The sequence below is a fragment of the Laceyella sacchari genome (assembly GCF_024927925.1).
Taxonomy (GTDB): domain Bacteria; phylum Bacillota; class Bacilli; order Thermoactinomycetales; family Thermoactinomycetaceae; genus Laceyella; species Laceyella sacchari.
On record NZ_CP103866.1, the window covers coordinates 3088236 to 3102222 of the forward strand.

A 13987-nucleotide genomic window follows, 5' to 3' on the forward strand; every position below is an offset into this window, starting at 1 on the left:
TAAAGGACGATAAAGAGATAACATATTTTAAAGACCGTAAATAATCCGATTTAAATTAAAAAGGCTTTCGGAATGCCCGAAAGCTCTTTTTTATTACCAATCATTAAAATCTTATTATTACTGTGATACCATCCGGACGATTACTTTACTTGCTAATCGTCATCACTATCGTCATCACCCAACCGGATAGATAAACTAAAAATCATAAAGCTCCTCCTCGCTTTGCAAGTCGATGTCGCCTTGGATTTTAAGCAACTCTTTATAACATCGAACCAAGTCATCGTTTTTATCCATCTTATCAAAACAATGAGATAACATCAATAAAGCCGTACTAAGCCTTTGTTTAAAGCCGTGTGTTCGCAGTAGTTCCGCAGCTTCTTCGTAAAAGGGAACCGCCTTATTATATTGTCCTTGATAAAAGAAATAATTCCCTCGAACAATTAAAGCCTTCGCCAACCGGTAAGAATCCCCAACTTCTCGCCCCATCCTGATAGCTTCGTCCAGATGTACATCAGCCTGTTTCCAATCGGCTAACTGGATGAAAAGAGTCCCAAGATTACTTAGAGAATCAATGTTTCTACGGGGATAATTGCTACCTGCGTCCATCCAAAGGACAATTTGAAAGCATTTTCGGGCTTTTTCATATCTATTTTGTTTTAGATAAACTGTTCCTAATATATTTAACAAATCAAGGTGACGGTTTTTAATGTCATTTCTTACAGCAATTTCGATTCCTTCTTGACAGACTTTAATCGCTTCTTCATAATCCCCTCTTCCCCTTAAGATAGCAGCACGAAAACGATATATGTTGAGAACAACACGAATATTTTCGATTTCCGAAAGATGTTGCCAGAGGTCATTAAGGATTTGAGCAGCGTGATCAGACTGCCCCATTTTCAAAAGATATTGTATTTTATTGCTTTGTAAACGTTGCTTAACCTCTTTTCTTCCTTTATTTTCATCAAATACCTCTAATCCCTTATTCACATAGTGAAGAGCATTGGTTAAATCATTTTTCAGAAACGAATTATTGCCCAGTTCTTTATAGCAATAGGCCAAAACATTGGTTGGCGGGTCTATGTTGTTTTTTTCGGCAAGCCTAATTACATTGATGAATATATCATTGGCTTTTTTTAAATCATCTTTAAGGCGGTAGTATCTTCCCTCCAAATAACGAATGGACAGCGCAAGTGGATGAAAGTTTTCAATCTCAATATTTTTTAGCTGTTCCATCGCTATCTCTTCGTTCCCTTTCTCCATAATCGCTTCAATACTTTTAAGAGTAAGATTTAAGTCCTCCATTTTCTCTCTTTCTTTTTTTACCTCTTGATGCAGTTTTTCAACAGGATAAAGGTTAATCTGTTTCAAAAAGTGAATGAAAGTATCATCTGTGACTGGGATTTTTCCATTTTCAATATTACTTACCGTAGCAGTTGATATGCCAGCAATATCTTCTTGACGAAGTCCGTGCGCTTTTCTCATTTTTTTAACGACATACCGAACTAAAACTTCATCTCGATTGTTCATTTTATCCACCTTCATTCAATTCTGATAATTATATTATGGCATAAAGTCTAATGACCATAGACACATATTTAGCTTAAGGCCGAATTTTAAAGTTTATGTGATTAGAAGATGACAAAAACAGCATAAACGAGTGTTTCAGTATTTTACTGGGTCCGATTTCAATTCAAACATTAAACAAAGCTAAAAAATGGAAGGTTATAATTTAATTATCAAGGAATTCCGATCAATCAAAATCTACTGCTTTGGAGAAGGAGGAATGGCATGAACGTGGCAGTGTGTTGTTGCGGAAACAAAATTGATCTGAAAGTATCTGCTTATCGATGCCCAGACTGCTTAAAACTTTTGCCTACCGTAGCGACATCTGATGCAGGAAAGACAAAATCAGTCAATGAAACTTGGAGAAAGTTAAAAATGGCACTTGGTGAACTTGAGGAGGTTAGCAAATGCTAAGACTTCGAGTAGAAGGGCCAGCTAATCAGGTAAGGACATTCATTCGCGATTTTTCGGTTCTTCCACAACATAATGTGAAAGCTACGTCAAAACCGTACCAGGATGAGCATTTGGAAAACGGTGATGTGAGATCGTTTTGTCACTTCGAATATTATCCGTTAAACGTGATTCATCAGCCGATCACTGTTACATTTGGAACTCCCGATGGAAAAGATTTAACATTTGCATTGTTGCGGGGAAGTGTCCTTAGAATCGGTGATGTTATTTCTGTTTCGGGTAAAGTAACACCAAGGCTTTTAAAGTAGTAGACGAAAAAAAGAGCCGATATTATTCGGCTCATAAATGAAGATGTTTTTGTTGTCAACCCTTTTTCTGATTTCATTTACCTGCCAAAAAGATATAAAATGAAAGCTCCGGGTATTTATTATCCATGTACACTTTCTCAATAGTGTATTTGGATTCATAAATGTAATTTTCGAATTGTCTTGGATGGTGGTATCTTACAAAGTCCATATAAAGGATGCGACCATCCTTTTTAACCAAATTGAAACACTGGTTTAGTATATCGTCATATGCTCCAGATTCTTTCACTGTTGACCCAATAACAGTAACAATATCAAACTGCGCATTGTCTAAACTTGTGAATAATACATCTTCGCAAATAACTTTCGATGGATTGGGATGGTTTTCTTTGGATTGTCTATAACGAAATATGTCACAAATATCTTTGTTTTTATCTATACTCGTGAGTTGACCCATTCCATTTAGCCAAAAACCCAAAAAATCGTCCCATTCCCCCGATCCGATTCCCACATTGCAAACTTGGATTCCTGGAAATAAATTAAGATGCTTTTGCACAAAATCTCGAATTGTTGATTCGATGTAAAGATTTTGCGGGGAAATGTTCCATTCGTATGCTTCGGGTTGTCTTGAATCCAGATAATATTTGAGAAGTTTTTCGTCAGTGATTTGTTCGTTAACTATCATTGTGTTCTCCCCTGCTTATTCGGCTCCTGTTGCTTGTTATTATTTCTTGAAAAAGTGAATGAAATACTGAAAAAACAATGCGAATGAAAACAACTATAAGGTATAATGAATTATGAAAATTTATTTATTTTTACCTTATAGACGGAAATGAGGGGTAAAATGCAAGAGCAAGTCCCACAAGACGTGCATATTGCTAAGAAGATCCGTCAACAACTGATTCCAATGATTGTTCAATGGGAAATCACTCAACGCTGTAACTGGAACTGTAGATTTTGCTACCAGGATGAGCATATCACAGAAGTATTAAGTACAGAAGAAATTCAGCGTGTTATTGATGATTTTAGTGAATTGGGAACTCTCAAACTTATCTTAACAGGCGGTGAGCCTTTAGTAAGAAAAGATTTATTTCAGATTGCTGAGTATGCGAAGAAAAAGGGAATAGTTCTTTGCCTGTACTCCAACGGTGAAAAACTAGCTGATCCAGAAATAGCAGAAAAAGTATCACGGATGTTTGCAGAAGTGGAGATCAGCATATTAGCTGGCGATTCAGAAATTCATGATGAACTCTCCCGAAAAAAAGGCTCCTTCTATAAGACACTCCAAGGAATCAAGAATATCCACGCCAATGGTACGAAAGTCCTTGTAAAAACCCCGGTTACAAGAAAAGCACTTCCTTCTTTGAAAAAATTAGAATCCCTCCTGCAAGAACTTAGCCTTGAATGGAATGTAGATGTCGATATTACACCCACTTACGAAGGTTCCTTTGTTCCAACTGATGATTTTTCTCTCACCTATGAGGACATGAAGCAGTTCTGGGTCGATTTTCCGCAATATTCAAGTCTCCTAATGTTCCCTCCAGATTATGCAAACCTCGACCCGAATCCTGATTCAGATGGACTATGCCGCGCAGGTCGTAACTTCTGTTTTATTGATGCCAAAGGAAATGTATATCCTTGTCTCCAATTCAAAATTGGAATGGGTGAAGAAAGTAGTAGCTCTACATCATGGGCCGGCAATGGACCATCCGCAAACTGTGGAAATATCAAAGAAAAATCCTTTAAAGAGATTTGGAATCAATCTCCAATGTTTCAAAAAATCCGTTCGATTACAGCACGAGACTTAACAATCTGTACGACATGCGATGCCTTTAAGGACTGTCCGAAATGTATGGCTAATAATTACCGTGCTTGGGGAGTGATCGATATTGCCGGTCCATCAACTTGCAACAAGACAGCAACAAGCATGAAGTTAAGAAACGAGAATTTCGAACCTGCCGGAATAAGGAGAACGAGAAACCTAGGATTGAAGCCACGAATGTGATTGAAGGGAGGTGATTCCGATAAAAGCGAACAAAACGACCGCGACGGTCAAACGTCCATATGTGAAACCCGTTATTCGCCCTTATGGTGTTGTGGAAGCAGTGGCGTTCACTGGGAAGTCTTCGAATAGTTGCAGAACTTGCTGTGTATAGCTTATTCGCTGATACCCTAGGGGGATTAAAAATCCCCCGCCTTTTTTAGAAAGGAGAAAGAATATGCGCATTCAAGTGAATTTGGCTAAAGTGGGATGGACTAGAATTGATGGGCAGTTGGTCATTTATCGCCCAGAAAACGAAAAATATTTCGTTTGCAATGAAACAAGCGAATTTATTTGGCAAATATTAATTGAAAAGGCTGTAACAGTTCAGGAACTTATCCAGTCATTTCAAAAATACTATGATTGTGAGCCGGATTTGGTTGAAGCAGATATATTGCAAGTCATTGAACTGTTAAAAGAGGAAAGCATTATACTTGTGGAAGAAACTGCATAATTCCGCTATAATATATTCTAATATTACTGAAAGTATAGAATTGTGGTGTCTGTGATGAAAAAGGAACGTTTGGATGTTTTGCTTGTTCAAAAAGGCCTATGCGCTACTCTAGACATTGCTCAACGAATGATTTTATCGGGTTATGTCTTTGTTAATCAGGAAAGAATGCAACATGTAGGGACTAAAATCAAAATCGACAGCTCTATAGAGTTAAAACTTAAAAATCTAAAGTATGTGAGTAGGGGAGGCCTTAAGCTAGAAGAAGCACTTCGGGTCTTTCCCGTACATATGGAAGATCGCGTAATGTTAGACATTGGTGCATCTACGGGCGGGTTTACGGATTGCGCTTTGCAACGTGGAGCTAAGCGGGTCTATTCCATTGATGTAGGATACGGACAGCTAGCGTGGAAACTGAGACAAGACCCCCGAGTTATCGTGATGGAACGGACAAATTTCCGCTATCTAAAAAAAGAAGACCTCACAGGTGAGCCGCCAAACTTAGCGACAATCGATGTTTCCTTTATTTCTCTGTCCCTTATCTTCCCAAAACTACGAGAATTGTTACTTCCTAATGGAGAAGTGGCTTCACTTGTGAAACCACAATTCGAAGCTGAACGACATCAAGTAGGAAATCGCGGGATTGTTCGAGACAAGCATATTCATCAGCAAGTCTTGGAACGTTTTGTTCAGATAGTTCAATCAAATGGTTTTACTGCTTTTCAACTTGCTCCTTCTCCAATTCAAGGTAATGAAGGGAATATTGAATTCCTTGCCTACTGTAAATTTCAGTATGAAAAAGAACAGATTGATTTACACATTGAAGAAATCGTTCAACAAGCACATGAACGATTTAGTTTAAAACATAGCGAGGAGATTGATTATGGCTGCTAAAAAGAAGCAACCTCTCTGGGAAGCGCTAATTGATAGAGGTTTCTTTGAAGATCGGAAAACTGCTACAAGTTGGATTATGATGGGTAAAGTTCTTGTCAACCAACAACGTGCTTCTAATGCTGGTGAAATGGTCAAAGAAGATGCAAATATCCAAGTTAAAGGAATTGACCTGAAATATGTTGGTAAAGGTGGACTTAAATTAGAAGGCGCAATCGCTCAATTTGGCATTGATGTAAATGGACGGGTTTGCTTGGACACAGGAGCATCTACGGGCGGGTTTACGGATTGCCTCATACAGCATGGAGCCAGCCGTACATATGCAATTGATGTGGGATTTGGTCAACTGGCTGGAAAACTACGACAGGATGAACGAGTTGTAAACATGGAAAAAACCAATATTGGTGATGTTAAGGTTGAACATCTAACTCCGCGTCCATCTCTGGCTACAGTTGACTTGTCTTATCTCTCCTTGAAAAAGGCGATACCAATTATTAGTGAACTGTTAGATGAAAATGGAGAAATGTTATGTTTAGTAAAACCGTTATTCGAAATTGAGGACTCCAAAGTTAGAAGAACTGGAGAAATTGAAAGTCCAGACCAATATAAGGCAGTATTAGAAGACCTCGTGGAATTTTCCGATGAGTTTGGTTTAAATACTTTAGGTGTTACTCATAGTCCAGTTACCGGTAATAAAGGAACACATGAATTTTTTCTATGGACATCTTTAGATAAGTCAAAAGAGAGACGGAATTTAGACGAAGATATTAGAACTGCAATAGACAGAGTAATGAAACTTCAACCATACAAAAATAATTAGAAAGAGCTAATGGTATTAGGGTTCTGTGATTTTTAAAAAAGAGGAGTGCAAAAATCGTAAAGAGGGATAGTCAATTATTGACGGTAAACTAGAATTACTAAACAAGAATTAAAGAACAAGAATTAATGATTACAAGCCCAGTCTTGCGACTGTACTTGTTAGCGGCATTTATATCTATCTAATTACGATTACTTTTTATTCGGAATAAGGGATAAGGTCACTGCCGTTAAAAGTAAAGGCCGTTAAAAGACAATAATAAAAGACCACCGCCGCCAGTCATAATACCGTTCCGCCCGATAGAGATTAGTAATCGACTTGTGGAGCGTGGTCTTAATAAACTTTACATCCGAAACTATTATTATTCCGGTGATTAGTGTTGTAGAAAATACAAAAATCAGACTCTCAGCTATTAATTATGAATGAGGGGACGATGATTAGCGATCTTGTCCTTTCGTTAAACTTCTTGGTTTACTTCCTGTTTGCTCTTCTAAACTTCTCCTTTCCGCTTTTGGCCGTCCAATGCTGGGCGGTCTTTTTGTTTGTATCTAATTTCGCAAAGGGGGTTGTACGATGGAATTAACCGGTAAGGACTTACAGATATACCGATTTGCCCATGGTCTTACACGCCAAGACCTTGCCGACCGTCTCGAAATCAGTTACCCATATGTGGCGCTTATTGAAAGGGATGAATGCCGAATCCCGAAAGATCGTGAAACCGACATACGGAATCGGTTAGGGCTCAGTGACTACCGACTGGCAAAGTTGCGCAAGATCATGGAGCAATTGCGGAGTGTCTAATATGGACATTATCGAAGCGATCACGACAGAGTTACAAGGAAAAAAGTTCATTGCCACTCATGTTTTCAAAGACGGAAGGCATATCGACACCAACGTTCGGGAAATCCAAGCAGATTCGTCTATTCTTGATTTGTTGGTTGACCTGATCGTACAACACGATTTATCGAAATCCTGCGGGATCAGAACAGACAGCGAGGAAGTGTATAAAACAGCATTGCCGATAGTCGGATTACACGCTCACTTTCTCCCCTGTAACGAGTTTGAACGGCTGTATAAGTTGTTTGATCCCGCGACAAGGGAGTTCGAAGCTATACAGTCTTTGTTTCTTGTAACGAAGGAAACGGAGCATTTAACGAGATGGGAGAGATTTTGGTTATGGGTGAGTTCAAAGTTCTAAGATGGAAACTTATGGAGGAATTTGAAAAAGAGCAATCTAAATTAGCTCGCGCATCTTCACGGTTTAATGAGAAGGTGCAGGAAACCCAAGACGAATTATCCTGCCTTCATAACGAATTAAAAGCGGTCATTTATCGGGAAGTGACTGAGGAAGTAGATTTATCCGGTGAAAAGGAAAAACTTAGAGCCGAAATTAAAAAGACCGAAGAAGCCGTTAATCATGCAATCGAAGAACGCGACCAGGCAAATTCGGTCATTAGCCAATCCAAAAAAGCCGAAATAACGAGGCTTAATCTAATCCGTTCCTGGCATGGTGAGTATGCCGAAAGTGTTCGAAAGCAAGCCGAACCTATTTTAAAACGAATTGAAGAAGCACGATCTGAATATTACAATTCACTTCTCGATTTGTTGAAGATGATTGACCTTTACGATGAGAAATACAAAGAAGTCAAAGACAAAATAGGTGACGTGAGAAATGAAGAAGGCTCATGGGTTGTTATGGGCCCAGTTCTGTCATTGGGATTAGCCAAACTAATCACCGATGAGGAATTACAAATGATTGAACGCGGTCAATTGCCAAGCGATGTTAAACGAAAGCCAACAGTATTATAATAGGGGGAATCGTTAATGAATATCAGAGCGGTATATGCAGAAGCGAAGGAAGCAGTTAATAACGGAAAAGTGACGAAAGAACTGAAAGACAGGTTATATGATGCAGCTAGCCGATCCGGTGGCAATTTAGATTATCGCGTACTTTACGGCAGGGTTAAACGTCTGCTGGAAATTCAAGAAAGCGGAGAAGAAGGAAAATGATTGCGTTACCTCGTGTGTTGCGAATCGAAATAGACGGAATCATTCGGTATGGGAAATACTGTTCCCGATGCGGTACGGTTAAAACACTCGACCAATTTACGAAGTATACCAAGGGAAAGTGCATCCATTGTAGCCGGTTGGTTGATCGGGAAAGACGCGAAAGACAAAGACAAAAGAACGAATTAGGGGCGGAATAAAAACCGCCCCACTTTTTTTATGTTGTTGAATGTAAGAATGTCCTTTTTAAGAAAGTGGCTGCGCTAATATAAGTGATTAACTTAGGGTGACACAACAAAAAAATTTTTATCTCTTGTGTCCCTGTCTCTAAGGTGCTTGCGCTTAGAAAACAGATACTGATCAAGGAACAAATGATGTTCCTAATAATAAAAAGCAAAACGGAGGTATTGCTATGGTAAAAGATAAAGACGGTATCATTGACTATTCCAAATATCGAGAGATCGATGAATCAACAAACGGTATTATCGAAGCTATTAATGAGTATGTTGGCAAAACAATATTCAGTTCTCCGGTTGTTGGGCCTTGGGATGTTAAAATTAAATTTTCCGTGCTTGGTGAAGGGACATTCCATAAAACAGAACTATTTCTTCGGCTGTTCAAACATCTCAAGAAAAGTTTTGATGACAAGATTAAGTGTGCTATTTATTTTAATCAGTATAGCAACTTGGAGAGAAATGCTCGAGAAAAGGGAGATGTTCGATTGGATTATGTTTTAACGGTAGACTATGCTACACCACGGTTTTTAGATCGCATACAGTCTGAGGTACGAAAACTTAAAGATGACCGCGACACCCTGACGATTATCGCTTCTCAAACAGAATAAAATTATTTCAAAAGAAGGCTTTCCTAGATATTGCGCTAAAGGGCTGTAAGAGATTATAATTTAACCGACAATATCGCTAAGCACAAGACCGTTAGACGGAATGAAAACGTGTGCTGTCTACGGTAAAGGCTTCGATTAGCACAACGACTGATATTTCGGCATTTGATCGCCTGATATAGCGCATTTTGGGGACTCGTTAGGTCTCCGGAACCAGGTGCCCAGGTTCGAATCCTGGTAGGCGCACCAAAACCAGATATCACCGCAATTTATGAGCGCTTGTCTAATACCGCAAATAAACTGCCGGTTTGCACAACACCTTCTAGCGTGTTTCTGTATCTTAGCGGATCAGAACATGCTGGGAGGTGTTTTTCATGTCTAAAAAGGTAAGCACATTATAACCAGACGCAGAGACTTCACGAAACTATCCCCCATTATTGACCTTCCTATAATAGACCTTTAACCACTTCATTAACTTGAAGAAAACGAAGGCGTCCGCGAGCATACAAGCGATTACCACATGCTTATGGGCAATTTCCTCAACGGCTTAACGAAACTTACCCCGATATTAAAACCATAAACCAATTAATGCCGCCATACTTCGCGCCTACACCATTTACCTAAGCAATTATCGCTATAACGAGCAAGCAGACGCGAAAAAGGGCTTTCTATTTACCACCGTTAACAAATACCAGAGAATAAGCGCAATTCAGGGACTTGGTAATTATGTACCTGATACTGGACACAGGCATGCGTATTTCCGATATCTGCAACCTAGAGCTACAAGACATTGATTTTAAAACACGAGCTTTTATTCTGCCCGCACACAAGAACAAAAACCGAAAGCTACGAATCATAACATTATCTATCCACGTAGTAAAGCTGCTGTTAGAGCCTGTAACCTAAAACAAGGCGCACTTTGATACAAAATATGTCTTCCTGTCTAACTGCAGCACTCAATATAACCCTAATTCATTTAGACGCCGCCTGCTCATTTATAATGAAAAAGCAGGCATCGAAAAACGAGTAAGCTCGCATTTATTCCGCCATATGTTCTAAACGGTGGCGATATATTCACGTAACAACGTATTGCAGAACATGCTGACATATCCACTGGTCTGAGGGGTTCAGTATAGAATATGTAACTTAGGAAATTGCTATGGAAAATTAAGGGACAGCAGACGGAAATTTTGCCTGATATAAGGGTGTTTCCTGCGCCGCGGAATTTCTTTGTATCCGTTTTGCATTAAATCTAATTCAAATGACTGTAGAATATAACAATGCAAAAGATTGAAGTCTTATCATCTTTTATGTGATTAATATTATTTATAAGTATTATAAGACTGGTAAACTTTATATGTATCGCAGATTCTTAATGCCGCTTTTATTTTAACGGAAGGTCAGATAAACTTATAAAGCAAAGAGGAAAAACTAGGTGATAGAATGGCATATACCTCCTCAGAAGCAGGTAAAAGATTGGCGGAAATAGTCGGACGTGACAAGCCATACTCAAAGCAATATATCCATAAACTATGTAGTACCGGTGCTCTAAGGCACATGAAAGTAGGAACTAATAACTTACTTATTATAACAGAGGAAGACCTACATGATTACGTAAGAACTAGCTACAATCCTAAAGTGGGTAGACCTAAAAATAGTTGACGCTCGTCAACAATAATGGTAGCCTTTATTATAGGCTTTAATCACCTTAAGCCGTGAGGATGTGTGAAAATGACTGCTACAAATAAGTTAGACTTAAGTAGCTATTACCGTTTAAACTATAACGAGGATGTACCACACATTATTAAGTATATGGGGTCAAAGCGAAACTTAATGGGCTTTGTAGTTGAGGGCATTTCAGAGGTATATAAGGGTGGAGTAGTTTGCGACTTGTTTGCAGGCTCTAGCGTCTTAGCAGGCGCTCTAAGAGATCAGGTTCCTATACTGTCTAACGATATTCAGGAGTATTCTGCGGTATTGGCTAAGACATACCTAGGAGATTATAAGTGGAGCGACAATACAACACTAATTGAGGATGTTGTGAGTAAAGCATCTGAGATTGTAAAGCAGTTTAAGCAAAGTTACCCGTATTTATACTTTGATTATGATCGCCCTTTTACATTAGATGAGTTTATTAAGCTAGAAGAAGAGCAGCGCCAGCTGGTAAATGAGGACTTTTCTAAGTTCCCTTATCACCTTTTCACAAAAAACTATTCAGGAAGGTATTGGTCTTACGACCAATGTGTATGGATCGATTCTATTAGAGCGGTAGCTGATGATTACAAAGGTACACCTTATTATTACGCTATTATCTCTAGCCTAATGTTTGCTATGTCGTACAATTCTCAAAGTACAGGGCATTATGCGCAATATAGAGATGCTACGTCCGTTGCGTCAATGAACGACATTCTAATTTATCGTAGGAAAGAAATACTTCCATTCTTTATACGTAAAATGGAAGAATTTAAGCAAAAGTTCGGGCGGAATCAGCTAAAGCATGTAATAGTTTCGATGGATTACAGAGACTGCCTAGATATTCTTCCATCTGGAGCAACTGTCTATGCTGACCCACCCTACTGTTTTGTACATTATTCCCGCTTCTATCATGCAATTGAGACACTTGTAAAATACGACTATCCAGAGGTCAAGTATAAAGGCAGATACAGAACTGATCGACACCAGTCCCCTTTCTGCATTCGTACTCAGGTAGCAGGCGCATTTGAAGCCATGTTTAGTAAGATTAAGCAAAAAGAGGCTAACTTAGTGCTCAGTTACAGTAACACAGGCATGATTGATTTAGAAAAATTGTTAAAGTTATCCCAAAAAATTCTAGGTTCTGCTTATCAAATCGATGTAAGGCTACTTGACTACCAACATAGTACGATGGGGCGCAGAGAAGATAAAAGCAGAGACGTGAAAGAGTGTCTAGTGATAGCTAAAACCCAATGACTTAATTATCTTCTACATAGAGCTCTTTAGAGATGCCAAATACTAATAATGGACAACCTCCGCCCCCTCCACCCTGGATGCGGGGCAATAATTTTGACATGTGTGTAGTAGAAGTGCCATACTTACTTCCTTTTCCAAGTTTATTAAATAATTCTTGTAAGTGGTCGCATCTAGTTATAATAATACCAACACTTATTGCTTGTAACTCAAACAACAAACGGAAATTATTTAAATCACGATCAAAAAAAGGGTCTTTATTGTTCCACTCAATTTCTAAGGCTATCTTATTCTTATAACAATCAACCTTATGTGTTGGTGAATCAAAAGCATTGTCGTCTATAACTACTTGTGTTTTAAAAGACCTCTCTTCCCAACCAAGGCTATAAAAGTGTTTATCAATCATATTGGAAACTTTAGACTTTCTGCCCCCTCCATCTACTATACTACTTTTTGGTAATCGAAAATTTTCTAGAACAGTAAGAATATCGTCCCATTCGTTTGGAAAATCATTTTTTAATATTGCGCAAGCATGGCGCCATTCATGTACTTCATACAAATCAGTAATATGTTTAGGTAGTAGTTCAATGCCCACGTTATAAACACCCTCTTTAGAACATTTTTTATATAAAGAAATATTTTTAATACTACACATATTATACATACACTTAAGCAGCTTTACGAGAATCCATAAGAATCTAATAAATATAGGAGGCCTTACCTTTAGATGTCCTTTCTTTTATGAAGATGCTTTTAGGGCGTGTCTGGTGAATGATTAATTGAGCCACATGATCAAGGAAATCAAGGTAATGGCAGCACAAAAATAAACCGCCCGTTTTTCATAACGAGTGGCGAAGCCACGCCATTGCTTCAGGCGGTTAATACAGCGTTCAATCACGTTTCGGCGTGAATATTGTTCTTTGTTGAAGGTCAGAGGACGTCCCGGCTTTTTTGCCCGACGCTCCGCCTGATCTCTGCGTTCGGGGATGGTATGGGAAATCCCACGTTTTTGAAGAAATCGACGACAAGACGGATAACTGTAGCCGCGATCGGCAATCAGATGATCCGGCCTCTTGCGAGGCCTTCCTTTTCCCAAACAGGGAACGGAAATGGAATCGAGTAATGCTTGTAATTGGGTACAGTCATGCTGTTGACCGGGAGTGATTGTAAAAGCAAGCGGTCGACCTTTTCCGTCACAAGCAAGATGGATTTTGGTCGTCAGACCTCCGCGGCTTCGTCCGAGTGCCTCATTCTGGAAGCGAGGGTCCCCCTTTTTTCGGCGCGCCTGCGGCGTGCTGATGAGCTCGGACAATCGTGCTGTCAACGAAAACAACCCAATCGACATCGGAAACGGCGTGGGAGTAAGTCTGAACATGCTTAAGCAAGCGATCCCACGTCCCATCCTTTTGCCAACGTGTAAAACGATAGTAGCAAGTTTTCCAAGAACCATAACGTGCAGGCAGATCCCGCCAGGGAGCTCCCGTCCCAAACTTCCATAGGATTCCGTCCAAAATGGTTCGGTGGTCTTTCCACTGTCCGCCTCGTTTCCCATTCGAAGGCAATAAAGGCTCGATCTTTTCCCAAGCCTCATCTGTAATCTCATAACGCCGTCTCATCATGATGTCTCCTTGCTTTTGTTGTTATGAACATTCTAACAGGAAAACATGATGGATTCACCAGACACGCCCTAGCATCCACAAGCGTGTCAGAGAAT

At 39.3% G+C, this 13987-nt stretch carries 18 protein-coding genes; 14 read left to right on the plus strand and 4 right to left on the minus strand.

Annotation, left to right across the window (positions count from 1 at the left end):
- Positions 1–195: 195 nt before the first annotated feature.
- Positions 196–1527 carry a tetratricopeptide repeat protein gene (locus NYR52_RS15080; protein WP_181352796.1) on the minus strand — a complete coding sequence of 444 codons (1332 nt, stop codon included), beginning with the start codon at positions 1525–1527 and terminating at the stop codon, positions 196–198.
- Between the two features lie 261 nt (positions 1528–1788).
- Here NYR52_RS15080 and NYR52_RS15085 point away from each other — a divergent pair, with 261 nt between their 5' ends.
- Positions 1789–1977, plus strand: coding sequence for a hypothetical protein (locus tag NYR52_RS15085; protein WP_106341701.1), 189 nt, complete (start codon positions 1789–1791; stop codon positions 1975–1977).
- Entirely contained in the window at positions 1971–2282 is a 312-nt protein-coding gene (locus NYR52_RS15090; RefSeq protein ID WP_106341702.1) for a hypothetical protein, read from the plus strand. The genes NYR52_RS15085 and NYR52_RS15090 overlap by 7 nt, the downstream gene beginning before the upstream one ends.
- 73 nt (positions 2283–2355) lie before the next feature.
- On the opposite strand, the gene NYR52_RS15095 is transcribed toward NYR52_RS15090, so the two are convergent.
- A complete protein-coding gene (locus tag NYR52_RS15095) occupies positions 2356–2964 on the minus strand; it encodes a class I SAM-dependent methyltransferase (protein ID WP_106341703.1) in 609 nt (202 codons plus the stop codon).
- Between the two features lie 159 nt (positions 2965–3123).
- On the opposite strand from NYR52_RS15095, the gene NYR52_RS15100 reads away from it, so the two are divergent.
- The 12 genes from NYR52_RS15100 to NYR52_RS15150 all read left to right on the plus strand — a co-directional run bounded on the left by NYR52_RS15100 (position 3124) and on the right by NYR52_RS15150 (position 12276).
- On the plus strand, positions 3124–4284 hold the full coding sequence (locus NYR52_RS15100) for a radical SAM protein (protein WP_181352797.1): 1161 nt from the start codon (positions 3124–3126) through the stop codon (positions 4282–4284).
- A 214-nt stretch (positions 4285–4498) separates the two neighbouring features.
- Complete coding sequence (locus tag NYR52_RS15105) at positions 4499–4774, plus strand: PqqD family protein (protein WP_106341705.1); 276 nt, start codon at positions 4499–4501, stop codon at positions 4772–4774.
- Positions 4775–4828: 54 nt separating this feature from the next.
- Positions 4829–5665 carry a TlyA family RNA methyltransferase gene (locus tag NYR52_RS15110; RefSeq protein WP_259435968.1) on the plus strand — a complete coding sequence of 279 codons (837 nt, stop codon included), beginning with the start codon at positions 4829–4831 and terminating at the stop codon, positions 5663–5665.
- Entirely contained in the window at positions 5655–6482 is an 828-nt protein-coding gene (locus NYR52_RS15115; protein WP_106341707.1) for a TlyA family RNA methyltransferase, read from the plus strand. The genes NYR52_RS15110 and NYR52_RS15115 overlap by 11 nt, the downstream gene beginning before the upstream one ends.
- Positions 6483–7052: 570 nt before the next feature.
- Positions 7053–7280 (plus strand): helix-turn-helix domain-containing protein, encoded by a 228-nt coding sequence (locus NYR52_RS15120; protein WP_106341708.1) that lies wholly within the window; start codon positions 7053–7055, stop codon positions 7278–7280.
- Position 7281: 1 nt separating this feature from the next.
- Positions 7282–7677 (plus strand): hypothetical protein, encoded by a 396-nt coding sequence (locus NYR52_RS15125; RefSeq protein ID WP_259435969.1) that lies wholly within the window; start codon positions 7282–7284, stop codon positions 7675–7677.
- Positions 7656–8288 carry a hypothetical protein gene (locus NYR52_RS15130; RefSeq protein ID WP_106341710.1) on the plus strand — a complete coding sequence of 211 codons (633 nt, stop codon included), beginning with the start codon at positions 7656–7658 and terminating at the stop codon, positions 8286–8288. The genes NYR52_RS15125 and NYR52_RS15130 overlap by 22 nt, the downstream gene beginning before the upstream one ends.
- Before the next feature lie 15 nt (positions 8289–8303).
- Positions 8304–8489 (plus strand): hypothetical protein, encoded by a 186-nt coding sequence (locus tag NYR52_RS15135; RefSeq protein WP_106341711.1) that lies wholly within the window; start codon positions 8304–8306, stop codon positions 8487–8489.
- Positions 8486–8686: a hypothetical protein gene (locus tag NYR52_RS15140; RefSeq protein ID WP_146130584.1), complete on the plus strand. Its 201-nt coding sequence runs from the start codon at positions 8486–8488 to the stop codon at positions 8684–8686. Before NYR52_RS15135 ends, NYR52_RS15140 begins: the two co-directional genes overlap by 4 nt.
- 212 nt (positions 8687–8898) lie before the next feature.
- Positions 8899–9330, plus strand: coding sequence for a hypothetical protein (locus tag NYR52_RS15145; RefSeq protein ID WP_106341712.1), 432 nt, complete (start codon positions 8899–8901; stop codon positions 9328–9330).
- 714 nt (positions 9331–10044) lie between these two features.
- Positions 10045–10233: a site-specific integrase gene (locus tag NYR52_RS16810; protein WP_375163161.1), complete on the plus strand. Its 189-nt coding sequence runs from the start codon at positions 10045–10047 to the stop codon at positions 10231–10233.
- Between the two features lie 825 nt (positions 10234–11058).
- Positions 11059–12276 (plus strand): DNA adenine methylase, encoded by a 1218-nt coding sequence (locus NYR52_RS15150; protein WP_223247990.1) that lies wholly within the window; start codon positions 11059–11061, stop codon positions 12274–12276.
- A 1-nt stretch (position 12277) separates the two neighbouring features.
- Here the strand turns inward: NYR52_RS15150 and NYR52_RS15155 are convergent, their stop codons facing one another.
- Together NYR52_RS15155 and NYR52_RS15160 are read right to left on the minus strand one after the other, a co-directional pair.
- Positions 12278–12868, minus strand: a complete 591-nt coding sequence (locus tag NYR52_RS15155; protein WP_102993502.1) for a BglII/BstYI family type II restriction endonuclease — start codon at positions 12866–12868, stop codon at positions 12278–12280.
- A 180-nt stretch (positions 12869–13048) separates the two neighbouring features.
- Positions 13049–13889, minus strand: a protein-coding gene (locus tag NYR52_RS15160; RefSeq protein WP_375163157.1) for an IS5 family transposase whose coding sequence is annotated in 2 segments (ribosomal slippage) — positions 13049–13552 and positions 13554–13889 — 840 coding nt in all. Because the reading frame shifts where the segments join, the coding sequence is not laid out codon by codon here.
- Between the last annotated feature and the right edge of the window lie 98 nt (positions 13890–13987).